The organism is Micromonospora sp. NPDC049801 (assembly GCF_040656575.1).
Lineage (GTDB): Bacteria > Actinomycetota > Actinomycetes > Mycobacteriales > Micromonosporaceae > Micromonospora.
Map to the genome: position 1 here is coordinate 231039 of NZ_JBFAMS010000010.1, position 22712 is coordinate 253750.

Annotated in this window: 22 protein-coding genes and 3 pseudogenes; 10 read left to right on the forward strand and 15 right to left on the reverse strand. The window is 68.9% G+C overall.

The window, feature by feature from the left end:
• On the forward strand, positions 1 to 771 hold the full coding sequence (locus AB0I89_RS19780) for an alpha/beta fold hydrolase (protein WP_091606449.1): 771 nt from the start codon (positions 1 to 3) through the stop codon (positions 769 to 771).
• Between the two features lie 39 nt (positions 772 to 810).
• Here the strand turns inward: AB0I89_RS19780 and AB0I89_RS19785 are convergent, their stop codons facing one another.
• The 5 genes and pseudogenes from AB0I89_RS19785 to AB0I89_RS19805 all read right to left on the reverse strand — a co-directional run bounded on the left by AB0I89_RS19785 (position 811) and on the right by AB0I89_RS19805 (position 5651).
• Complete coding sequence (locus AB0I89_RS19785) at positions 811 to 2079, reverse strand: MFS transporter (protein ID WP_176730629.1); 1269 nt, start codon at positions 2077 to 2079, stop codon at positions 811 to 813.
• 83 nt (positions 2080 to 2162) lie between these two features.
• Positions 2163 to 2756, reverse strand: coding sequence for a helix-turn-helix domain-containing protein (locus tag AB0I89_RS19790; RefSeq protein WP_357128476.1), 594 nt, complete (start codon positions 2754 to 2756; stop codon positions 2163 to 2165).
• Between the two features lie 84 nt (positions 2757 to 2840).
• Positions 2841 to 3146: pseudogene (locus tag AB0I89_RS19795) on the reverse strand (transposase); the annotation flags it as partial.
• 809 nt (positions 3147 to 3955) lie between these two features.
• A complete protein-coding gene (locus tag AB0I89_RS19800; protein WP_357128479.1) occupies positions 3956 to 4744 on the reverse strand; it encodes an ABC transporter permease subunit in 789 nt (262 codons plus the stop codon).
• Positions 4737 to 5651, reverse strand: coding sequence for an ABC transporter ATP-binding protein (locus tag AB0I89_RS19805; RefSeq protein ID WP_357128482.1), 915 nt, complete (start codon positions 5649 to 5651; stop codon positions 4737 to 4739). Before AB0I89_RS19805 ends, AB0I89_RS19800 begins: the two co-directional genes overlap by 8 nt.
• Before the next feature lie 84 nt (positions 5652 to 5735).
• On the opposite strand from AB0I89_RS19805, the gene AB0I89_RS19810 reads away from it, so the two are divergent.
• The 4 genes from AB0I89_RS19810 (at position 5736) to AB0I89_RS19825 (ending at position 9753) form a co-directional block, all read left to right on the forward strand.
• Positions 5736 to 6188, forward strand: a complete 453-nt coding sequence (locus tag AB0I89_RS19810) for a MarR family transcriptional regulator (protein WP_357128484.1) — start codon at positions 5736 to 5738, stop codon at positions 6186 to 6188.
• A gap of 133 nt (positions 6189 to 6321) precedes the next feature.
• Positions 6322 to 7116, forward strand: a complete 795-nt coding sequence (locus tag AB0I89_RS19815; RefSeq protein ID WP_357128487.1) for a potassium channel family protein — start codon at positions 6322 to 6324, stop codon at positions 7114 to 7116.
• A gap of 223 nt (positions 7117 to 7339) precedes the next feature.
• Complete coding sequence (locus tag AB0I89_RS19820) at positions 7340 to 8776, forward strand: hypothetical protein (RefSeq protein WP_357128490.1); 1437 nt, start codon at positions 7340 to 7342, stop codon at positions 8774 to 8776.
• Positions 8773 to 9753 (forward strand): hypothetical protein, encoded by a 981-nt coding sequence (locus AB0I89_RS19825; RefSeq protein ID WP_357128493.1) that lies wholly within the window; start codon positions 8773 to 8775, stop codon positions 9751 to 9753. The genes AB0I89_RS19820 and AB0I89_RS19825 overlap by 4 nt, the downstream gene beginning before the upstream one ends.
• A gap of 156 nt (positions 9754 to 9909) precedes the next feature.
• On the opposite strand, the gene AB0I89_RS19830 is transcribed toward AB0I89_RS19825, so the two are convergent.
• The 4 genes from AB0I89_RS19830 to AB0I89_RS19845 form a co-directional block, all read right to left on the reverse strand.
• Entirely contained in the window at positions 9910 to 10593 is a 684-nt protein-coding gene (locus tag AB0I89_RS19830; protein ID WP_357128496.1) for a TrkA family potassium uptake protein, read from the reverse strand.
• On the reverse strand, positions 10586 to 11935 hold the full coding sequence (locus AB0I89_RS19835; protein ID WP_357128499.1) for a potassium transporter TrkG: 1350 nt from the start codon (positions 11933 to 11935) through the stop codon (positions 10586 to 10588). Before AB0I89_RS19835 ends, AB0I89_RS19830 begins: the two co-directional genes overlap by 8 nt.
• A 167-nt stretch (positions 11936 to 12102) precedes the next feature.
• Positions 12103 to 13731, reverse strand: coding sequence for a hypothetical protein (locus AB0I89_RS19840; protein ID WP_357128502.1), 1629 nt, complete (start codon positions 13729 to 13731; stop codon positions 12103 to 12105).
• Complete coding sequence (locus AB0I89_RS19845) at positions 13728 to 14615, reverse strand: ABC transporter ATP-binding protein (RefSeq protein WP_357128505.1); 888 nt, start codon at positions 14613 to 14615, stop codon at positions 13728 to 13730. The genes AB0I89_RS19840 and AB0I89_RS19845 overlap by 4 nt, the downstream gene beginning before the upstream one ends.
• A gap of 223 nt (positions 14616 to 14838) precedes the next feature.
• Between AB0I89_RS19845 and AB0I89_RS19850 the strand changes: the two are divergent.
• Positions 14839 to 15150: pseudogene (locus AB0I89_RS19850) on the forward strand (cation:proton antiporter); the annotation flags it as partial.
• Positions 15151 to 15628: 478 nt separating this feature from the next.
• Here AB0I89_RS19850 and AB0I89_RS19855 read toward each other — a convergent pair.
• A complete protein-coding gene (locus AB0I89_RS19855) occupies positions 15629 to 16174 on the reverse strand; it encodes a helix-turn-helix domain-containing protein (protein WP_357128508.1) in 546 nt (181 codons plus the stop codon).
• A 177-nt stretch (positions 16175 to 16351) separates the two neighbouring features.
• Between AB0I89_RS19855 and AB0I89_RS19860 the strand changes: the two genes are divergently transcribed.
• The 4 genes from AB0I89_RS19860 to AB0I89_RS19875 all read left to right on the forward strand — a co-directional run bounded on the left by AB0I89_RS19860 (position 16352) and on the right by AB0I89_RS19875 (position 20261).
• Entirely contained in the window at positions 16352 to 17194 is an 843-nt protein-coding gene (locus tag AB0I89_RS19860) for an oxidoreductase (protein ID WP_357128511.1), read from the forward strand.
• 141 nt (positions 17195 to 17335) lie between these two features.
• Positions 17336 to 18208, forward strand: coding sequence for an SDR family NAD(P)-dependent oxidoreductase (locus AB0I89_RS19865; protein ID WP_357128514.1), 873 nt, complete (start codon positions 17336 to 17338; stop codon positions 18206 to 18208).
• Between the two features lie 100 nt (positions 18209 to 18308).
• Entirely contained in the window at positions 18309 to 19718 is a 1410-nt protein-coding gene (locus tag AB0I89_RS19870; RefSeq protein WP_357128609.1) for an aldehyde dehydrogenase, read from the forward strand.
• A gap of 249 nt (positions 19719 to 19967) precedes the next feature.
• On the forward strand, positions 19968 to 20261 hold the full coding sequence (locus AB0I89_RS19875) for a hypothetical protein (protein ID WP_357128517.1): 294 nt from the start codon (positions 19968 to 19970) through the stop codon (positions 20259 to 20261).
• Between the two features lie 66 nt (positions 20262 to 20327).
• Here the strand turns inward: AB0I89_RS19875 and AB0I89_RS19880 are convergent, their stop codons facing one another.
• The 5 genes and pseudogenes from AB0I89_RS19880 to AB0I89_RS19900 form a co-directional block, all read right to left on the reverse strand.
• Positions 20328 to 20735 (reverse strand): alcohol dehydrogenase catalytic domain-containing protein, encoded by a 408-nt coding sequence (locus AB0I89_RS19880; RefSeq protein ID WP_357128520.1) that lies wholly within the window; start codon positions 20733 to 20735, stop codon positions 20328 to 20330.
• Between the two features lie 177 nt (positions 20736 to 20912).
• On the reverse strand, positions 20913 to 21278 hold the full coding sequence (locus tag AB0I89_RS19885; RefSeq protein ID WP_357128523.1) for an alpha/beta hydrolase: 366 nt from the start codon (positions 21276 to 21278) through the stop codon (positions 20913 to 20915).
• Positions 21263 to 21730 (reverse strand): alpha/beta fold hydrolase, encoded by a 468-nt coding sequence (locus AB0I89_RS19890; protein WP_357128526.1) that lies wholly within the window; start codon positions 21728 to 21730, stop codon positions 21263 to 21265. Before AB0I89_RS19890 ends, AB0I89_RS19885 begins: the two co-directional genes overlap by 16 nt.
• Positions 21727 to 22155, reverse strand: coding sequence for a TetR-like C-terminal domain-containing protein (locus AB0I89_RS19895; RefSeq protein WP_357128529.1), 429 nt, complete (start codon positions 22153 to 22155; stop codon positions 21727 to 21729). Before AB0I89_RS19895 ends, AB0I89_RS19890 begins: the two co-directional genes overlap by 4 nt.
• A pseudogene (locus AB0I89_RS19900) lies at positions 22156 to 22317 on the reverse strand (TetR family transcriptional regulator); the annotation flags it as partial.
• Positions 22318 to 22712: the final 395 nt, after the last annotated feature.

Consider the following 22712-nt stretch of genomic DNA (forward strand, 5'->3'; position numbering starts at 1 on the left):
ATGGACACCGGTCTCCTGCCGTACCGCCGATCCACTGCGACGCCGCGGATCCGTCTCTACTGCCTGCCGTTCGCGGGCGGCAGCGCGGCGGCATATCTCGGCTGGGCCGATCGGCTGCCACCGGACGTCGAGCTGTGTCCGTTGCAGCTGCCCGGACGGGGCGCCCGGGCTGATGAGCCGCCGCGCACCCGGATCGCCGAGTTGAGCGCCGAGATCGCCCACGGCATAGCGGACGAACGGTACCGGCTGCCGTTCGTCCTGTTCGGGCACAGCATGGGCGGTCTGCTCGCGTACGAGACCGCCCAGATGTTGCGGGACAGGGGCGGTCCGGAGCCGCGGCGCCTGGTGGTCAGTAGCGCGCGCAGCCCGGACCGCTGGAACCGGCTCCGGACATCGTCCCACCTCGGCAGCGATGCCGCCTTGACCACGATGTTACGGGCGCAGGGCGGCACGCCGCCCGAGTTCTTCGATCACCCCGACCTGGTCGCCCGCGCCATTCCGATCCTGCGGGCGGACCTGGAGGCGTGCGAGCGCTACCGGTACGCCGAACGGCCCCCGCTCACCGTGCCGATCGATGTGCTGGGCGGGCGTGACGACCCCGAGGTCGACGAGGCTGACCTGCTCGGCTGGCGGAGGCACAGCACCGCGCCATCGTCGCTGCACGTGTTCGACGGGGGCCACTTCTACCAGGAGAGTTCGACGGACGCGATGTTCACCGTACTCACGGCCGTATTGTCCGGCATCTGCCTGCCTCGCCACTCCTCCTCGTGACCCGGCACCTCGCTGCCCCGCTGATCGGTCCTCGACCGGTCAGCGGGTCGTAGCGGGTTGCGGCGTCACCGGGCGGCGGTCGTTGCGCGCCGCGAGGTACAGCGGGGCGGCGACGGCCAGGATGATCGCACCGATCACCATCGCCGCGCTCAGGCTGATGGCGTCGGCCAGCGCGGTCAGCGTGACGAGTCCGAGTGCGGCGGCCGGCTGCGAGACCATCGAGTTCAGCGACAACACGGTGGCGCGCTCGTCGGTGCCGACCTGGCGGTGCAGCAGCGCGTTGTGCAGCGGGTTCGACGCGCCGTGCACGAGATAGCAGGCGAGGAACGCGGTGATGATGCCGGCGAGCCCGCCGAACAGTGCCATCGCGGCGACGGCGAGCCCCTGCAGGACCCGCATCAGGGCGGCGGCGAGCGGCGTGCCGACGCGTTCCGCAACCGGGATGATCAGAGCCGCGCCGGCTGCCGAGGCGATCCAGGCGAACGCTGTCAACGGCCCCATCAGCGAGGCGATCTGTTCCGTGTCTCCGGTTACCGCGGTCAGCCGGACCGCGGTAAGCGTCTCGAAGCTGACCATCCCGAATCCCCACAGGATCTCCACGGCGAGCAGGCAGATCAGCACACGGGAGCGGGTCATGAGCCGCGTTGCACTGGCGACCGTCCGTCCGAATCGGACCGACGGGCGGTCTCGTCCGGACCGTTCCGGCCGGTTCCGCGGCTCCTCGCGCAGCAGGACCGTCACGAACCCGAGCTCGATCACCCGCACCACGATCGCGATGACGACCGGCGTGACGATGCCGGGAACGCCGGGAATCGGCTGAACCGCAACGAGGAGGCCGCTCAGCAACGAGCCCGCGCCGATGGCGATGCTCATCACGGTGCCACCCAGACCGAGTCCGCGCTCGATGGAGGTGTCCGGGTCCCGGGCCAGGGTGCTGTCCACGAACCAGGCATCGAGCGGTCCGCTGTCGAGGGCCCGATAGACGCCCTGGATCAGGAAGTAGACGGCGAAGGCGGCAACCGACGACGCGAAGGCGAACAGCAGCAGGGAGCAGATGTTGACCGCGGAGGCGAAGAGCAGTACCGGTCGCCGACCGAACGTGTCGGCCGCGCCACCCGTCGGCACTTCGAGGCAGAGGATCGTCAGTCCCTGGATCGCCATGACCACGCCGAGTTGGCCGAGGCTGAGTCCACGCTGAAGCGGCAGGAGCACCAGCACCGGAATGATCAGGCCGCTGGGGAACCACCGAAGGGCGAGCAGGATCAGATAGTCGCGGCGGATCCTCGAGGCGTTGGTCGGCGGTGGCACAGCATTCCCTCCTTCGATCGGTGCACCCATCGAGCGCACGGGTTGGCCCTCGCCGGAACACGAAGGGGGAGCCGAAGCGCCGGTCAACCGCCTGACGCGGTCGGCGGCAGCGGCGCGATGATCAGAGTGATGTCGATCGGTACGGCACCCTCGGGCCGGCTCGCGGTGTCGCCGAGCGGACGGCGCTGCACCCAGAGCGAGATGAGGGCCTCCCAGGCGCGGTGCAGCTCGGCCAGCTCGTCGACGGTCAAATAGGCGAGGTTCTGTGAGACCCCGGTGTGCTCACTCCAGCGGGAATCCATCTCCGGGCGGCGTTGCTGCCACTCGGCCAACTGAGCGGCGCTGCGCTCCAGCACGAACCGCTCCAACATGCTCAGTCCCTCGTGGCCCTCGGCTGTCTCGCCGGGCTCCCAGTCCTGGGAAACGGCGGTCACCCGCCACGGGCGCTCCCGGTTGTCGCTGCGGCCGGCCTGCTCGACGAAGCCGTACTTCCCGAGCTGGCGCAGGTGATGGGAGGCGAGCGCCTGGCTGATCCTCAGCGCGCGCGCGGCCGTCGCAGCCGTCATGGTGCCCTCACGGCCGACGAGTGCGTGGAGCTTGAGTCGAAGCGGGTGGGCCAGAGCGCGCATGGCTACCGGGTCGCCGATGACGCGCCGCCGCCCACTTTCCAAGGACATGCTTGGAGTCTCCTCGCTTTCTGCCGAATGTCAAGCAGATGCTTGGGAATCTCCCGCCCGGCGGGCTGCGGGCGGGCGGCGAACCTGGCCGGCCTTCTCCCGCGCCTGGCAACGCAGCAGATCATGGATCACCTGGTCGGTGCCGTCATCACGCCACAGGGCGAAGTAGTAGTAGGTGGCGGACTTCGGCGGCAGGTCGTGCGGCAGGTACGCCCACTGACACCCGGTCCGGTTCTGGTAGAAGATCGCGTTCACGATCTCCCTCAGCTCGTAGCGACCCTGATGCCCCGACACCGACGGGTGGCGGTCCTTCCACGCCTGCAGGAACGGTCCGACCACCGCCCACTGCTCATCGGTCAGGTCACTCGGATACGCCGCACGCTCACCCATGATCAGCCCAACGCGGCCGGACCCCACCGGTTACGACCACGGCTCACATTCCGCGCCAGGCCAAGGTGAACGATGAATCTCTCGCCGCTTCACGCTGAGGAGCCTCTCGTGCCGACCGGATCCCGGGCGGTCAGCCCGGGACCCTACAGGTAGCCTGATTTCAGGCGAGTGGAATAGCGCCGATAAGGCGCAACCCGTGTTGGGTATCGGTTCGTGTCGATCCTAGGACACGTTATTTCCCCACGAAGCGTGATTTCTCTTCGCGTTTCGAGCAATCCCCGTCCCGTTGGACGGGGATTTTTGCTGTGGTGGCGAGGAAGCTCCCCGCCGGGGTGAGCGGGTAGATCGCGGGCTCGACTTCGATGGTCCACGCGTGGTGGTCACACACAATGATCATGTTGTTGGTGCTGCGGTGGTGCCGGCGAGCGGATCGGTCGTGCTCCGCTCAGTTCGTTGCGTCCTTTCCAACCCGGCGCTCTGTTTGTGCCCACAGGCGTGATGACATGCGGCTCTTTGTCTTCTTCCCGCCTGCACCTGCGGTCGCAGCGGTGCGGTGCTGTGGTTGTCTGGTGAAGATCGGCCCGGCGCGTTCAGCACGGTCCGACCGACTCGCCACGATCGCCGCCGTTCATGGCCCGTGCGCCAAGCGCAGCAGGGCTGTCTCACACATCGTGTCCGAGGTGCCGGTCAGTGACGGCGGCAGGATCGGGGCTGCCGTGCCCGCGGGGGCCGCGGCGGAGTTGATGCCCGTGGCTGCATGACGTCCAGTGCGTCGGGCCACACCGCTGGCGTGGTGAGGGCGGTCGCGGTCAGCTGGTCAGGTCGCGGCGGTTGAATGCCGCTACGGCGCCGGTCAGCAGGACCGCGGTGGTGGCGGTCAGGATGGTCAGGTCGGCCCATTGGAAGCCGTTACGCAGGGGTTCTCCGCCGATGTAGTAGTGGAAGGGGGAGGCGTAGCGGAGGGCGTCGGCGCCGATCTGGCTGGCGAAGGTGCTGGCGGCGTAGGTGAGGACGGCGATGCCCGCGCTGCCGGCGAGGGCGGCGGGTCGGCTGCCGGTGGCCGCGCCGACGGTCATCGCGACCGTCCCGAAGACGATGATCAGCAGGGCCAGGGCGAGACACTGGGCGGTGAACTCGCCGACGGTGATGCTGTCGAGTTGTGCGCCGGGCCGGATGGCCAGCAGGGCCAGCAGGACCACCACCGCGATGAGGATGGCGCTGACGGTGAGCGCGGCGAAGCGGTGCAGCAGCAGCCGGGTGCGGCTGACCGGGTGGGCGAGGAGTAGGTCGAGGTAGCCGGCTTCCTCATCGCCGGCGACTGCGCGGGTGCCGGTGACGATGCCGAAGATGACGGCGACCAGGGGCACGATGATGCCGAACACGCTGGAGCCGAGATACCCGGCGGCGGAGGAGAGGTCCTCCATCCGCAGCGCCTGCCGCAGCCCGGGGGAGAAGCCTTGGACGGTCTGTCCCATCGCGCGGTCGGCGACCTGGGGATAGAAGCCGGCATACATCGCTGCGAGCAGGGCGATGCCGGCGGTGAAACCGGCCAGGGCCCGCCGGCCGTCCCACAACGTCTTGGTCAGCAGGTTAGGCATGCGTGGTCTCCTTGCTTGCAGCGTCGGGCTGGTAGTAGGTGAGGAACAGCTGTTCCAGGTCGGGTTCGGTGGCACGGAGGCTCACGACCCGCTGCTGGGCGAGTACGCGGATGAGCCCGTCGGGGCTGCCGGCGAGGCGGAACCTCGCGGTCGGGCCGTCAGCGGTCAGGCCGGTCACCTCCGGCAGGGCGGCGAGTGCGGTGTCATCGACCGGGTCGGCGAAGGTGACCAGGAATTCGTGCACGCTGCGGTCGCGGAGTCGAGCCACCGTGTCGAGGGCGACGAGCTGGCCGTCGCGGATGATGCCGACCCGGTCGGCGACCGCCTCGACCTCGCTCATGATGTGCGAGGACATGAACACGGTCTGCCCGTCGGCTCTGGCTTCGCGGACCAGGTCGAGGAACGTCTGCTGCACCAGGGGGTCCAGCCCGGACGTCGGCTCGTCGAGGATCAACAGTTCGGGGCGGTGCATGAATGCCTGTACCAGGCCGATCTTCTGCCGGTTGCCCTTCGACAGGGTCTTGATCCGCGCGGTCAGATCCAACTCCAACCGCCCGGCCAGCTCGCCGATGCGGGCCTTCGGCACGCCTCCGCGCAGGTCGGCCAGGAACGTCAGGCACTCACCGACGCGCTGGCGGGGGTTGACCACGAACTCCCCGGCGAGATACCCGATCCGCCGGTGCAGCGCCACCGCGTCCCGGCGCGGGTCGTGCCCGAACACCAGCGCGTGTCCGCTGGTCGGTCGGATCAGGTCCAGTAGCACGCGGATGGTGGTCGACTTGCCAGCCCCATTCGGACCCAGGTAGCCGAACACCTCACCCTCGGCGACGGACAGGTCGAGGCCGCGCAGTCCCGTGCGGCGGCCGTAGGTCTTGGTCAGCTTCTCCAGCTGGATCACATCAGCCATGGCTTGCAGAGTATCGAATGTTCAAAGATTTCTGAAGATTGCAAGATGTTAGGCTTCTGGTCGATCGAGCGCGGGAGGGCGCGGATGGCTTTGAGTGGTCCAGCGGAGAAGTTGGCACTGACCCTCGCCGAGGGCGGGTTGCAACGGATGACGGCGCGAGTGCTGGCGGCGTTGCTGTTCACCGAGCAGGAGACGATGACCGCTGGCGAGATCGCGGACACCCTGGCCATCAGTTCCGGCAGCGTGTCCACCGCCATCAAGTCCCTCGGAACCGTCGGGTTGATCGAGCGAGTGCCCGCTCCGGGTAGTCGCCGCGAGCACTTCCGGCTTCGTGACGGCGCGTGGGCGACCCTCATGTCCGGCCAGAACGCGATGATCGGAAGCATGCGGGAAGCCGCCGAAGAAGGCATCACGGTGGCCGGCGTGGGCAGCCTCGCCGCAACCCGCCTTACCGAGATGCGCGACTTCTACGACTACCTCTGGCGTGAACTGCCGGCGCTCATCGACAGATGGCGGGACAAGAAGGACGATCAGTAAGTCCCCACTGCGCGCCGACATGGTTAACCACGGGATCCTGGCCGGGTTTGACGTGATGACCGAGTGAGCCCACGCACGCTGGAGGGTGATCATTGCCGATATGAGCGGACCGGATCTTCGGGCGGAGCCAGAGATGCAGGGTGGGGCAGATCGGCGGTTGGCCCGGTCGGCGAACTGGGAGCGGCTCACCGCAGCGCCGTTGACGGTGTTGTCGATGGTCTTCCTCGGGGTGTACGCGGCGCCGATCCTGCGCACCGATCTGGCGCCGGCGTGGCGGGACGCCTGCGCTGTGACGTCGGTCGTCATCTGGTTGCTGTTCTGGCTCGACATGCTGGTACGCCTGAAGCTGGCCACCGACCGGCGTCGGTTCCTGCGGGGCCACCTGTTCGACCTCGTCGTGCTGGCACTACCGGTGCTGCGCCCCTTGCGCGCCGTACGGCTGATCATGGTGGTGTTGACGATCAGCCGGCGCACGGAGGTCTGGGCGCGGGGCCGACTCGCCGTCTACGTCGCCACCACCACCGTGCTGCTGGTTCTGGTGTCCGCGCTCGCGGTGTTGGATGCCGAACGGTCCGGGGCCGATCCGAACATCACGTCGTTCGACGACGCCCTCTGGTGGGCGACAGTCACCATCACCACCGTCGGGTACGGCGACCACTACCCGGTCACCTCGATGGGGCGGTTCGTCGCGCTCGGGTTGATGATCGGGGGGATCGGTCTGATCGGTTTCGTCACGGGTTCGCTAGCGACCTGGATCGTGGAGCGGGTCGCTTCAGCCTCCGAGCAGCCGGCCGCCGCGACGAGCGCGGACGTCGCGGCGCTGCGGGCGGAGATCGCGGCGCTGCGTCAGCACATCGAGGCGGCTGCGCCGAAAGGATTCTTGACCGAGCCGGACGGGCGGGCACCCGCACCGAGGCCCTCGCCATGACCGCTCGACTCCTCACCGGTGCGCCGGCTGGTCAGAAGTGTTTACCTTCCTGTGTCGGCTGCCGTCGAGCAGTCTGGCCAGACGAACGAGTCCGGCCTGGTTGGCCGCCGTGACCCGCGCAGCACACACCGCCTCCGGTTCGGTATCGCCCTCAATGACCTTCCACCGATGGAGGCGGGCACCGTATCTCGACCCCCGTGCTAGCGAGGGGTGAGGTGGGACCATGAGCCCGGCCACCGCCCGCCTGTCTGCCCTGCGCGGCTGGATGCTTGTCGCGGCCATGACCGCCCTCGCGCATCCGGCCGTCCTCCTGTTCGGCTTGGCCGTGCTCGCCGCTGTGGCGGTCTTCCGCGACTGGGTGCCGTTCGTGTGGATCGTGCTCCCGGTGCTCGCATTCAACGTGATCCCCTTGTTGACGCATCGGCCACGATTCACCGGTCACGCCGTGCGTCCGGCCGATGAGCCCGAGCTGACCACCCTGGTGCGGCAGGTTGCCGAGCGCCTCGGCTTTGGCTTTCCGCTGCTCGCGCGGATCGTGGCCGAGCCGGAGGTCGCCGTCCTGCCCACCCGGACGTCGGGGTTTCGTACCTTCACCCTCTTCCTGGGTCTGCCGCTGGTGCGCCGGCTCACCGCTGCCGAAATCGCCGCCCTCGTGGCACGCGAGTTCGCTGAAGAACAGCATGCCGGGGACCGGCGGACCCAACTGCTGCTTCGCGCGCGGGGATCCCTGGTGGCCAGCATCGAGAACCGCCTCCGGGCTCCGGCCGTCCTGGTCGAGCGGTTGCTGCGGGCGAGCCGGGCTCGGGTCTGGCCGCTGGTCTTGGCCGCGGATGCCGATGCCGCCGCGGTTGCCGGCACGCCGGCCATCCGCGGTGCTCTCGTCGAGATCGGCATCATCGATGCGGCCTTCCACGCGCTCGGCGACACCTGGACGGAGGTGCTGGGCGAGGACGGGAACTACCCGGAGGACCTGTACGAAGCACTCGACGCGGCACTCGCCGATCCGTACGTCGCGCCGCGCCTAGCCGCCGCTGCTACTGCGGCCGACGAGGACGACCCGATGGGCATCGCGATCGAGCCCCCGCTGGCCGTCCGACTCGCCGCGCTACCCGAGCACCTCGGCCTCGGCTGGGACGCGAGCTCACCGGTGCCCCTGCGGAACGCCGACACGCTGGAGCGATGGTGCGTGCGGGACCTCGTCAGCGCACACGAGGTTCCGGACGAGCCTCGACCGGTTCGTCTCCTCGACCTCGCACCAGACCGCTTCGAGGCGAGCACGCGGGAGGTCGCGTCGCGTCTCATGCAGGTGACGGGTCAGGATTCCGTACGCGCCGCGGTGGCCATCGCGGCCGACGCCGTGGCGGACAGCACGTGGGCGCAACTGGCTCGGGCGCTCGACCCGGAGACGGGAAGGCTGCCAGCGCCGATGCGGGCCGCCGCGGCACGCGCCGTTCTGGTCGGCTACGTCGGGCATGTGATCAGCGGGGCGCTCCAGGAGGCCGGGTGGCCACGTGCCAGCCGGTGGACATCGAGCGTGCTGGTCGACCCCGCCGGTGGGCTGCTCGACGTCGAGGAACTGGTGGAGTACGTCGTCGACAGCGGTGATCCGGCTCGGGTACGGCAACTGCTGCCGCGCTTCACAGCGTGGGCCGTGCGATGAATGGTCAGAGGCCGGTTCTGCGCGTCGCGCTTCTGGCGCTCGCCGCCACCATGCTCGCGTTCGCCATTGTCGGGAGCGTCCTCGGCTGGAAGGGGTACCGGTACGCCAGCGCGCAGGCACGAGCCACTGCGGTGGTCGAGGGCATCGTCGTCGAGGACGGGATCGGGGACCTCGACGACATCCGTGTCCGATGGGTGGACCAGGCGGGCCAGGAACACGTGCAGCGCTTCGGCATCTACGACACCGACCGGTACACGAAGGACCGACTGTTCCCGGTCGCGTACGACCCGGCCGAGCCCACGCCCCGTGGCTTCCCGGCCGACCCGGACGAGACCAGCAACGAGGACGATCTGACGGTTCCGATCGTGATCTCGGGCTTCGTGGCCGTATTGGTCGTGCTGACCTGGGCGCTACGTGGCATCCTGTTCCGACGAGCCGCGGGTCGGCCGAGTTCTCTCCTGGAGGCATCGGTACTCGCCGGCGACAGACCGGACGGCCCACCGATATCGGTCGGTAACAGCACCTGGATCGCCCTCGCAACGAACAGACACCGCGGTCCCGACCGCTGGCAGCGGGTCATGTGGCACCCGGTCGTGGACTCGGTGAGCGGCACCGTTCACGTCACGGTCCACGGCGACGTCTCGACAAAGCGCCGAGTGGTCATCGAGATGCCGGGCCAGGTGCGGCTGGTGCCGATTGGCCGGCTACGACATCAGCCGCCGAAGCGAGTGGTGCTGGACGAACGAGCCGACGTCAGTGACGCGCTCCGCGACCTCGTCATCCTCCCGGCCGGGGCGTCGCCGCCCCGGGCTCGACCATGGTGGTGGCGCGCGGCGGTCTTCGCCCTGGTAGGAGCAGCATTCGGCGGGATATGCGGCGTGTTGTTCCTCGGCAGCGGCACGGGCGTCCCGCTGGCCGCCGTTGTGGGCGCGGCACTGCTGATCAACGTCTGGGCATCTACCGGAGCTGAGCCTTGAATCCTGGCCCACCGCCGCCTCGATGCCGGTGAGATGAGCAGGAGGAGAAGCCCGAGGGTAGCCATCGACCCCGCAATCGTTCAGGAGCGCCCCGGCAAGCCCGCAGAAGACGGAACCGTGACCGGCATCTAACGTCCACTGACGGACAGTGGCGTGCTAATCGGTGGTGGCGAAACGTTCGACGTTGTCCAGGGTGCCGACGACGAGGATGAGGTCGCCGTAGGCGAGGACGGTCTCGGGGGTGGCGTAGGTGAAGGCGCGGGGTTTGCCGCCGGGTACCGCTGCCTGGGGTTTGACGGCCACGACGGTGACGCCCCATTTGCTGCGGAGGCGGGATTCGCGTAGTGGCAGGCCGACGATGTCCCGGGGTGGGGTGGTCTTGATGACGGCGAAGTCGGCGTCGACTTCGACGTAGTCGAGGATTCTCCCGGAGAGCAGGTGGGCGACGCGTTCGCCCATGTCGTGCTCGGGTGCGACGACGTGGTGGGCGCCGACGCGGGTGAGGATGTTGCTGTGCTGGCCGCTGATTGCTTTGGCCCAGATGTCGGGGATGCCGAGTTCGGCCAGCAGGCTGGTGGTGAGGATGCTGGCCTGGATGTCCGTGCCGATGGCCACCACGGCGCGGTGGAACTCGGCCAGGCCAAGTTGCCGCAGGGCTTCGATGTCGGTGGAGTCGGCGGTGACGACGTGTGGCAATTGTCCGGAGAGGGCCTGGACGGCCTTCGGGCGGTGGTCGATGCCGAGAACCTCGGTTCCTCGGCTGACCAGTTCCAGGGCCAGGGCGGAGCCGAACCGGCCCAGCCCGATCACGACCACGGGTTCGGTGCGTGCCTCAGCCAACGATCGTCCTTTCCTCGGGTAACTCGAAGCGGCGGTTGCGTTCGCGCAGCGCCAGCGCCGAGGCCAGGGTTAGCGGACCGACCCGGCCGGCGAACATCAGCACCACCAGCAGCAGGTCCGCCTGCGGCGGTAGGTTTCCGGTGATGCCGGTGGACAGGCCCACGGTGGCGAACGCGGACACCGCCTCGAACAGCACCACGTCGAGCCGGTACGAGGTGATAGCCAACAGCGCGAAGGTGGCGGTGACCACCGCGCCGACCCCGAGCAGGGCGACCGCGAGCGCCTGGCGCTGGTTGCTCGCGGGGATGCTCCGCCGGCCGACGTTGACGTGGAGCTCGCCGCGCATCTCCGACCAGAGCACGAATGCCAGCAGCCCGAAGGTGCTGACCTTGATCCCGCCGGCGGTGCCGGCGCTGCCACCGCCGATGAACATCAGCACGTCGCTGGCGAGCAGGCTCTCTGGCCGCATCCCGCCGATGTCGACGCTGTTGAACCCGGCCGTGCGGGTCATGGCCGAGGCGAAGAACCCGGCCAACAGTTTCTCCCCGCCGCCGAGCGGGCCGAGGGTACGCGGGTTGGAGAACTCGGCGAGGGTGAGCACAAGGGTGCCGAGCACGAGCAGCGTACCCGTGAGGGCGAGGGTGATGCGGGTCAGCACCGACCAGAGCGCGGGGCGGCGCCAGCCTTTGAGCAGTTCGAACACGACCGGAAAGCCCAGCCCGCCCAGGATGACCGCGGCGGCGATGGGCAGGCAAATCCAGGGGTCGGTGGCGTAGCCGACCAGGCTGTCGGCGTTGGTGGAGAAGCCCGCGTTGTTGAACGCCGACACCGCGTGGAACACCCCGTCGTACAGCGCCTCGCCGAACGGCTCGTCATAGCCGGTGATGAACCGGAGCGTCAACACCACCGCGACGACGGCTTCGCTGGCGAGGCTGAACAGCACGATCCGGCGGACCACCGCGCGCACGTCGGTGAGGTCGAGGCTCTTCGTCTCCGCCTGTGCCAGGAACCGGGCCCGTAGGCCAAGTCGCCGCGACAGCAGCACGGTGAACAACGTCGCCAGCGTCATGATGCCCAGGCCGCCGGCCTGAATGAGCAGCAGGATCACCGCTTGGCCGAAGCTGGACCAGTAGCTGCCGGTGTCGACGGTGACCAGGCCGGTCACGCACACCGCCGAGGTCGCGGTAAAAACCACATCCATCAGTTCGGCGCGCTGGCCGGAACGGGTGGCCACGGGCAGCGACAACAGGCCGGTACCGACCGCCACCGCCGTGCCGAAGCCGACCGCGATGACCTGCGCGGGATGCCACAGTCGCCTACTTCGCCGCTGCCACGTCGGCACCGGGTCTAGCATCCGTCGGCCGCGCCGGTGCGCCGGGTGCCCACGCCGGCGCCCCTAGCGCGCAGGCTCGCCGGGGTCGTCTGGCTGGTCCGGATCATGAACCGCATGCTCTCACGGCCGTTCGGGACGGTCGCCCCACCCATCAGCTCACCGCGCGGACCGGTGGGCTACAGCCGCAGGTCGCGTCTCCGGTATGTCGCCAGGCCGACCAGGAGGGCCAGGGCCGCCACCGCGACCATGGCGGCCATCGCCGGCCAGTCCGGCGTCGTCGAGGGCACGGCCGCGAGATGGGTGTACGGCGAAAGCCCGCGTACCCAGCCCGGCGCGTCGACGCTGTCGGCGACGACCGTGAGCAGGAACCCACCAGCGGTCGGCACCACGCCCCACGCCACCACACCCTGCGTCGTGTGACCGAGTGTGACGACCGCTGCGGCGAGGCTGAGCAGCACGACCGGGAGGACGTTCCAGGCGCCGGCGAGCGCCGCCGGCAGTGGCAACCCGGCACCGACCAGGTTCGAGCCCAGCCATGCGGCCACTGCGGCGACGGTGACGAGGACCGCCGCGCCCGCCGTGGTGGTGAGGATCTCGGCGCCGAGCAGCCGGACGCGGGTGGTCGGCCCGGCGTGCAGCAGGGTCAGGCGGCCGCTGGTCTCCGCTGCGGCGAACGCGCCGAGACGGACGGCGGTGAACGCGCCAACCGGTATGGCGAGCAGGGCGAAGAGCGTGGCCGCGTACCCGCGGACGGTGTGCAGGCCGGCGAAGCCGGCCTGCGCCGCCAGGTCCGCGAAGCGCGGATTGTCTGCGAGGAACGTCGTCAGCGACTCGGCGAGCAGACCGATCAGCAGGAAGTACCCGCCGACCCCGGTCGACCAACCCGCCAACGACCGCAGTAGCCGTCGAACGCTGAAGGCCGTTACCGAGCCGAGCAGCCGCAGCCGTGCCGGCCGTCCGGAAGCGGGGGAGAGGAGTCCTTCCCGGACGTCCCGCCGCCGCATCAGGGCGAGCGCGCCGACGGTGAGCGCGATCGCGGTGAACCCGAGAACGGCCAGGGGCGCCAACCGGTCGTTCCGGTACGGACCGACCAATGCCAGTGGACCGTATGGTGGCAGCCAGCGCAGCCAACCGAGGACGGTGACTCCGTCGCCGACCATCCGTGTCAGTAGTCCCACCCCGAGAAACGCCAGCGTGGCTCCGGTCGCCGCGGACCTGGCCGGGAAGACCTGCGCGGCGAGGGCCGCCGCCGCGACCGCCACCGCACCGGCCAACGCCAGACCGGTGACGTGTACGACCGCCCCCCGCACCGGCGTGCCGACCGAGGCGAGCGCCGTGGCGAGCGCCGCCCCCACAAGGATCATCGCGGCCGTCAGCACCGCGAGGTGCCGGGCGAGTAGTGCGCTGCGGCCCAACCGTCCGGCGAGCAGCAGGTCCCAGCGACCGGCTTCCTCCTCGCCCCGGGTGACGCGGGTGGTGACGAGCGCTCCCCACACCGACAACAGCACAGCAAGGACGGTGCCGGTGCGCCAGACCGTGAAACCGCCGACGGTGTCGAGGCCGACGGGCTCGCCGAACAGGGTGCGGATCGCCGGATTACCGGCCAGCGCGGCGAGGGCCTCGGCGCCGCCACCGTCGCTGATCGTCTCGGTGTAGGTGACGGCGACGAGCACCGACATGCCGACCACCACGGTGAGCACGATGGCCGTTCCACGACGTACCTGCCGGACGACCAGGCGGGTAACGGTCCCACCAGCGCTCGCGCGGACCGGCCGGGCATGCTCCGGTGCGACGATGACGGTCATCGGGACGTCTCCCCGTAGTAGCCGAGGAAGATCTCCTCCAGGCTCGGCTCCCGGACGGTGAGCGCGGTGACGTCGGTGGCGGCGAGGGCGCGCAGTGCCGGTGCCGGCGGTCCGGTCATCGTGAAGCGGAGCATGCCGCTGTCCTGAGCGACGAGTTCCACCCCGGCTACGTCGCGCAGGTCGGGTACGGAGCCGCTGAACCGGGCGGTCACCTCGGTGCGCCGCAGCCGGCGCAGTGCACTGACGCCCGCGACGTCGACGAGTCGACCACTGCGCAGGATGGCCACCCGGTCGCAGACCGCTTCGACCTCGGCGAGCTGATGCGAGCAGAGGAAGACGGTTTGCCCATTGTCCCGGGCGACCGCGACAGCACGGCGGAACTGAAGCTCCATCAGCGGGTCCAGGCCGCTGGTCGGCTCGTCGAGGACCAGCAGTGGGGCGCGGGTGGCGAACGCCGCGATCAGGGCGACCTTCTGCCGGTTACCGGTGGAATAGGCGCGAGCCGGGGTGGACAGATCGAGCGCGAAGCGTTCGACCAACTCGTCCCGGTAAGCGCGATCGACCGCCGGCCCGGTCGCGGCGAGTAGCTCCAGGGTCTCCGCGCCGGTGAGCTGCGGCCACAGCGCCACGTCGGCCGGCACGTACGCCAGCAGCCGGTGAGCCGCGGAAACGTCCCCGGCATCGGCGTCGAAGATCCAGGCCTGGCCGGCGGTGGGCCGGGCCAGTCCGAGCAGGAGCCGGATCGTGGTGGACTTCCCGGCACCGTTCGGGCCGAGGAACCCGAACACCTCGCCCGCCGGCACGTCGAGGTTCAGCTCGTCCAGGGCCAGCAGTTTGCCGTAGCGTTTGGTCAGGCGATGGGTGCGGATGGCGGACGCAGTCATACGGTCCCTCCGGTCGACGACGTTGCACGACTGCCGACCAGGCTTCCCGGCACACCGGCCATCACGGTACTCCGGTATGTCACCTCGGGGATAGGGCAGCGAATCCGGCTGGCGCTGGCCGTAGTCGCGTCTCGTGTCGGTGGCCGTTACGATCACCGGGATCCGTGGAGCGCCGGGAAGTCTGGTCGGCACCGTGCTGGTTCGCGCTCTCGGAGGGGTTTCCTTGCTGCTGCTGTGCTTCGCCGCCGTCCTGCTGGCCGCTGTGCTCGTCTCGGCACTGGCACACCGCACCATCCTGTCCACCGCGGCGCTGTTCCTGCTTGCTGGGTTTTTGCTCGGCGAGGACACCACCGGTGTGCTGCACCTGCGCGCCGACTCGCCGATCGTGGCGCAACTCGCCGAGCTGGCGCTGTTCGCGGTGCTGTTCACCGACGGGATGCGGGTCGGTTGGGCAGACCTCCGCTCGGCGTGGCGGCTGCCCGGACGCGCACTCGGTTGGGGACTACCGCTCACCCTGCCGATCACCGCGGTGCTTCCGCCGCCGACATTGGCAACTCGACCAGGGGGATTGCCAGCCCTGGGAGCCTCTCGGCCGGTCGCTGAGAGTGTCACATCCCAGCGGTAACTTCGGCGCGGTGGCCAATGGGGGAGCAAGTCGTCCGTGGCAGCACCGAAGAAGTACCCCGACGAGCTACGTCATCGCGCTCTGCGCTTGTATCGCGAGTCGTCGGACTCGAAGCGCGGGTCGAACTACACGCAAACGCTCCCGACGAAGCCGGTGCACCGGGCCGGTGGAGCTCTCGCGGGTCACAGTGATGGCATCGAGCTGCGGCTGCGCCGTCGCCTTGGGCCCGATCCCAGGTCGTGTCGCCGCCGCAGGTGCGGCGCTGGCGATTGAGGAAGCAGCCCACTGCAACAACCAAGATCAGCCGTCAATGTGACACCGCCGACCCCTGGTGCCGGAGAAGCGGGATCCCGGACCTAGGCCGAACTTCGGTGGCGGCTCCCGGTTGTCACGACGGGCCGAGGCCGTTGAGGAAGGTCTCCACGACCAGGTCGGCCGCCCGTGGGGGAGCCGTTTCGGGGAAGTGATGGGCGGCGGTCTCCACCAGTTGGTCGAGGACCGCCCGCGCCCAGGCCGGGGAGGTGTCGGGGCGAAGGTAGCCCTCATCGGAAGCGCGTTTGAGGAAGTCATTCAGTCGCTGACTCTGCTGCTGACGTCGTCTGTCGGCGGCGGGATCCGCGCGCATCATGTGGCGCGTGTCGACGGGCCAGTCACGGCTGACCGGAATGATCCCTTCCACGTAGCGGTGCAATGCGACCGCTACCGGCGCCTCCGTAAGCCGCGAGTCGTCGAGGACTCGCTCCGCCGAGTCGAGCTTGGCCTGGAAGACGGCGCTGAGCAGGGCTTCGCGATTGGCGAAGCGGCGGTGAACGGTGGTGCGGTCCACTCCCGCCGCGCTGGCTATGGCGGAGATCGAGGTGCTCGGGTCCTCCGCCAGCAGGCGGGCCCCGGTGCGCAGGACGGCAGCGAGGTTGCGGGCGGCGTCAGCTCTCATGATAGCTCCAAGCGTAACAGTGGTAGTAGATAACCTCACGATCATCCTCATAGAGGAGCTGCTCAAGTCAGTTAGTGCTACAGTCAAGTGGTGGTTAGGTGAGAATCTGCTACGCACATCTCGTGGCACAGGCAGGCTGAATCCGAGTGGGTTCAGTTCTAGACAGAAGGAGGCACCATGGCACGGACATGGCTGATCACCGGCGGTTCCCAGGGTCTCGGGAAGGCCCTGACCCTGGCGGCACTCGGGGCAGGCGATCGAGTTGCGGTGACCTCGCGCAACCCAGATTCGCTGACGGACCTGACTCGGGAGCACCCGGAGCGGCTCCTGACCCTGCCGCTGGACGTCACCTCGCCTGAGGCGTGCCGCGACGTGGTCGCGGCGGCCGTCGACAAGTTCGGCTCCCTCGACGTGGTGATCAACAATGCCGGTTACGCCGCCAGCAGTTCGGTGGAGGACTTCCCGGAGGATGAGTTCCGGGCACAGGTCGACGCAAACCTGTACGGAACCGTCAACGTGACCAGGGCGGCGCTGCCCGTCCTGCGCCGCCAGCGCGCCGGACACATCGTGCAGATCTCGTCCATCGGCGGGCGGGTCGGCGGCACCCCAGGCCTCAGCGCCTACCAGACGGCGAAATTCGGCGTCGAGGGCTTCTCCGAGGTGCTGGCGAACGAGGTCGCCCCGTTGGGCATCAAGGTGACGATCGTCGAGCCGGGCGGCATCCGTACCGGTTGGGCCGCCGGGGCCGCGACCGCCTCCGGCCAGCTCAGCAAGGGCTACGAGCAGACCGTCGGCGCGTGGTTGGAGCGGTTCGCGGCCTACGCCGGCAACGAGCCTGGTGACCCGGCCCGGATGGCAAAGGCGATCGTCGACATCCTCGACGTGCCGGAGCCCCCTCGCCGACTGCTGCTCGGCAGCGACGCCCTGGAGATCGCGTTGCAATCGGGCGACGAGCGCAACACGGAGGCCCGGACGTGGGCCGAGGTCAGTCGTTCCACGGACCACCCGGTTGAGTCCTGACCGCCAGAGCCCGGCGACCTGCGGACTGTTCGTGGCCGAGCATGCGCTCAGGCCGCTTGTCGCGGCTCGGTGTGGAGGGCGCAGCCGTGCCCCGAAATTCCGTGAAAGTGTGGGTGAGACGCAATGACAAAGACACTCTTGGTGACCGGAGCGGGCGGAGGCCTCGGTCGGCACCTGGTCGATGCCGGGCTGCAGGCCGGGCACAACGTGCTTGCGACGGATTTGACCACCGACGTCCTGCCGGTGCCCGACCAACAGCAGGACCGGTTGCGCGTACTCGCAGTCGACGTGACCTCCAGCGCTGACGCACAGACGGCGGTCCAGTACGCGGTCAGCGAGTTCGGCCGCCTCGACGTGCTGGTGAACAGCGCCGGATACCGCAGCGTCGGCTCGATTGAAGACATGCCGGAGGACGAGTTTCGCCGGATCGTCGAGATCAATTTCTTCGGTGCGGTCAACATGGTGCGGGCCGCCCTGCCGGTGTTACGCCCACAGCGCTCCGGCAGCATCGTGAACGTCTCGACGATTGGCGGCCGACGCGCCCAGGCCGGCCTGGCGGCATATCAGGCGGCCAAGTGGGCGCTGGGCGGTTTCACGGAGATCCTCGCCCGCGAGGTGGAGACGATCGGCATCCACGCCACCCTGGTCGAGCCGGGCGGCATTCGGACGCCGTGGGCGGCTGCCCCGATGTCCGTGCCGCCCATGCAGGACGAGTACGACGAGACAGTTGGCGCCTTCGTACGGACGTACCATAACAATCCGGACGTGCAGCGCGGCGATCCAGCAAAAATGGCGCGGGTAATCCTGCGGATCACGGAGGAGCCGCAGCCGCCGGCGCGGCTCCTCCTGGGCTCGGACGCGGCCTGGCTCGCGCCATTGATCGCCGAGGCCCGGGCCACGGAGGACGCCGCGTGGCGCGAGGTGAGCCAATCCACGGATCTCGACGGTCTCGGCGACTTCACCGAGACCTCGGTCGCCAAGATGGTCCGCCCCCCAACTTCCCCAATCAGCTAGGGCGCACGCCCCACCGCGCCTGACGCCCGATTTCCCTCCCCTCACTAGAAAGACGTGACTGATGATTGTTCGCGACAAGCTCTACATCGGCGGTACCTGGATGACGCCCAGCAGTTCGAAGCTGCTGGAGATCCGCTCCCCGCACGACCAGTCCGTGCTCGGCCAGGTGGCCCAGGCCGCCAACGCCGATGTGGACGCGGCTGTCGCCGCCGCCCGCACGGCGTTCGACAACGGGCCGTGGCCGCATACGATCCCGGAGGAGCGCCAAGAGGTCATCCGCCGCTACGACGCGTTACGCGCCGCGCGGGCCGACGAGATTGCGGCAGCGATCTCGGCCGAGAACGGATCGGCCGGCTGGTTCACGAAGGCCGGCCAGCCTTTCCTGACCCGGCAGGTCAACGCCTACCTCAAGGCGGCCGAGGAGTTCGGCTGGGAAGAGGTCGTCGAGCCCTCCGACCTCACGGTGGCTTTCGACACCATCGTTCGGCGCGAGGCGATCGGCGTGGTCGCCGCGGTCATCCCGTGGAACTCGCCGTTCTCCGCCGCCACCGCCAAGCTGGTCCCCGCGCTGCTGGCCGGCAACACCGTGGTACTGAAGGTCTCCCCGGAGAACTCGCTGAGCATGATGCTGCTTGCCGACCTCTGGCACGAGGCCGGCCTCCCCGATGGCGTGCTCAGCATTCTCCCGGCGGACCGGGAGACCAGCGAATACCTCGTCGCGCACCCGGACGTTGACAAGATCTCGTTCACTGGGTCGACCCGGGCCGGCCGTCGTATCGCCTCGATCGCCGGGGAGCACCTCAAGCGGGTTGGCCTGGAGTTGGGCGGCAAGTCCGCCGCCATCATCCTGGCCGACGCCGACCTGCCCGCCGTGATGCAGGGGCTGCGCTTCGGTTCCCTGGGCAACAACGGCGAGGCCTGCATCCTGCAGACCCGGATCCTGGCGCCGCGCAGCCGCTACGACGAGGTCGTCGCGGCGCTGAAGGAGATGGTGGAGTCGCTGAAGGTCGGAGATCCGTCAGAGCCGGACACCTTCGTCGGCCCGATGATCCGGCCGGACCAGCAGCACCGCGTGATCGACTACATCAAGCTGGGTATCGCGGAAGGCGCCCGCCTGGTGACCGGTGGCCCCGAGGTGCCCCAGGGCCTGGAGCAGGGCAACTACGTCACCCCGACCGTTTTCGCCGATGTCACCAACAACATGCGCATCGCGCAGGAGGAGATTTTCGGCCCGGTCCTGGCCGTGATCGCCTACGACGACGAGGACGAGGCAGTGCGGATAGCCAACGACTCCGACTACGGTCTCTCCGGCGGAATCTGGACGACGAGCCCCGAGCGGGCACTGGACATGGCCCGCCGACTGCGCACCGGCACTGTCACATTGAACGGCTCGCCGATTAGCTTCGATGGCCCGTTCGGCGGCTACAAGGCCAGCGGCCTCGGTCGCGAGTACGGCCAGGTCGGCCTGACCGGCTACATCGAGCACAAGACGGTCACCCGCCTGCGGTGACAGCCGACGGCGGGCTTTGAATCGCTGGTGCGCCCCGGTCCCCGCCGGCCGCATCCGTGGCGCTCACCACCTGCGCCCCCGCTCGGCCGCAGGCAAGGTGCCCCAACTCCTCGCGACTTTCGTCGGGCAGGTAATCCAGTGCCAGGCCCCGGAGGAGATAGCCCAGCGGCGGCGCGCAGGTCTCCTTCGAGGATTAGCCTCGGTCTTTCACTAGAGTGGGAATCCATAGCTGCTGTTCGATGAAGTTGGTTGGCGTTTCTGTTGCCGCTTTGTTGGCATGCTGAGGGCCCGGCGCGGGGCCTGGCCGACCTCGTCCGCGACGCCGACCTCGCCACCATCCTCGAAAGCCGACTCAACGAAGCATGGGTCTGCGACCGCAACGGCGCCTACTCCAGTGCCGTCATCATGCTCGGCAGCCTCCTCGAAGGCGTTCTCCTCGACGCCGTCAAGGCCCGCCTGCCTGGCTCGAGCGAACCGCTCAAGCTAATCGCCACGGCATCTATAAACTTCTCAACGCGCCACTCAATGGGGACGCGTCTTTGAAACAGGGCGTGAGCTGGTACGTTAAGCACATGAACACCCACGCTAAGCGTGGATGCTCTAAATAGATTATGATCCGCGCAGGTTGACCTGCGCGGATCTTTCTGTTGTTTGGTGTGCAGTGCTCCTGGTGGCAGACGATGGTGATCTTCCTGCTGCGCAGGAGCGTGACCAGGTCGTGTGGAGTCTGGATCCCGCTGGGGAGGCGGGGATGGTCGGCGAAAGCCCTTCCGGCCGCAGGGTCAGATTCATGTCATCGACCACGACGAACTCCGCATGGCTCGCCCTGGTGTGGGTGAAGCCGAGGACCTCGTCACCCACTGCGATGCCACGAACCTGGGGGCCGGCCTCTGCCACGACGCCGGCCAGATCGCTGCCCTGCCTAGAGGGGAACCTCGCCAGCCACCGCCCATGCCGCGCCCTGCGGATCATCACCTCGCCGGGTTGGACCGCAGCCGCGCGGACCTTGACCAGCAACTACCCGGGGCCGGGGGTCGGTCGCCTCACCTCATCCACCCGCAGGGCATCGATCCCGCCGTACTCGTGGGATCGCACCGCCTTCATCGCGTGATCACCGCTCCTCGCCGTTCGGACAAGCTCTGGCGGTCGCACCTCGGGTGGTCACGCCGTGTCATGCGGTGCTTTCGGTGCCGCTCACCGACTGTCGGGTCCTGCGAAGAAGTCGCGGAGTGCAACGGCCACCAGGTCGGGGGCGGTCATGGTCGCGAAGTGGGACTGGCGTGACCAGATGACCCGGCGCGCTGTGGGGATAGCCGCGGCCAGCTCGTTCATGGTGGTAGGCATCGGCTCCCAGGTGTCGGCGCCCTGCATCAGCAGCGTCGGGACGGTGATCGACGACCAGCGGGCTGTGCCTGTGCTGTCGTCGGTAAGCGCTTCGAGGTCGTGCAGCCATCCGATCGCCGAACGCCGGGCCTCGGCCGGGTCAGGTCGTTTGTCGCCTGGTGCGGCCGCGAAGGCCGCGACGATTGCGGGTGGCCCCCGGGTCACGTCGTTGAGCACGGTAGACATCTCACCCGCGTCCTCCCGCTCGAGGGCCGCATAGCGGTCGAGCAGTGGCGCGATCGACTGCCGGCCGCGAACAGCGGCGGCCCGAAGACGGCCAGCGATTGCAGCCGGCTCTGCTCGGCTGCCGCCATGTGCAGCGCCAGCGTGGCTCCGTAGGAGCCGCCGACCAGGTGCACCGGTCGCCCGATCGTCTCGACCACGGCCAGCAGGTCGGCGACGTCGTCCTTGAACGACTTGCGGCCTTCCGGGACGTCGCTGGGACCATATCCGCGTCGGGCCGGCATCCACAGCTCGTACGACCCAGCGAGCCGCGCGGCGACCGAAGCCGACGAGTGCAGGCCGCCGCCCGAGCCGTGCAGCAGGACCACGGGGTCGCCTGCACCTGCCCGCCGGACCAGTAGCCTGGTGCCGTCCGCTGATCGGATCTCCTCGTCGTTGCTGTTCATCGTTGCTCTCCTTCTGTCGTTTCCCAGTTCGAGAGTGCGGTGTGGATGGCGCACAGGACACCGCGCCAGGACGCGTCGAGGTCTCGGGGATGCCCGAACCCCTCGGCCGTCTCGAGCGCCGCGAACCCGTGGAGCGTGCTCCGCACGAATCGGATGGCGTCGGTCAGGTAGGGCTCCTTGAGGCCGTACCCCCGCAGAGTCGCGTAACTCAGCTCGATCATCCGTAGGTGCCCGACCGGGCACTTGCCTATTTCGGCTGGGAGTTGGAGCTGGGTCGCCGCGTACTGCCCAGGGTGGGCCACCGCGAACGCCCGGTAGGCGTCGGCGAAACCGATCAGGATCTGACGCCCGGAGCGGCCGGCTACGGCGAGCGCGAGACGGTCGCCGAACGACGCCGCGGCCAGCACCGCGACCTTGTGCAGCAACGCCTCGTGGCTGCGAACGTGCCCGTAGAGGCTGGCGTCGGCAACCCCGAAATGACGGGCGACGGCCGCGACCGTGAGGCGTTCCAGGCCCAGCGTGTCGGCCAGCTCGGCCGCGGCCTCGGGGACGCGCTCAGTCGTCAGACCCTGTCCCCTGCGAGAGATCCGCGACCGCGATGCCGCGAAGGGGAACCGACATGAGCCGCACCAACGCCCAGATTGAGGCCATGTTCACACCGGCGCGCTGCAGGCGCTGCCGCAGCGGCGTGTACGACGTCGGCCCCGTGCCCGTCACCGAACGCTACACGGATCGCACAATGTGGAAGACACCGTGCGGCGATGCCACTTGGACGATTACGGCGAGAAGGGATGGAAGTCGTTCCAGGACTACCGGGCCATCGAAGGAGCCGCGTCGACCCGGGCGACCTGACGCCGTTCCGGGGGTCAAAGATCGGAACGATCGTCGCCGCCGGTTGCGCCGGTACGCAGCTGCTCGGTCTGCCGGGGGTTGGGCCGGCGGGATCGCCCCCTTCGGCCGTTGGCCCGAGCCTTGCGGGCCG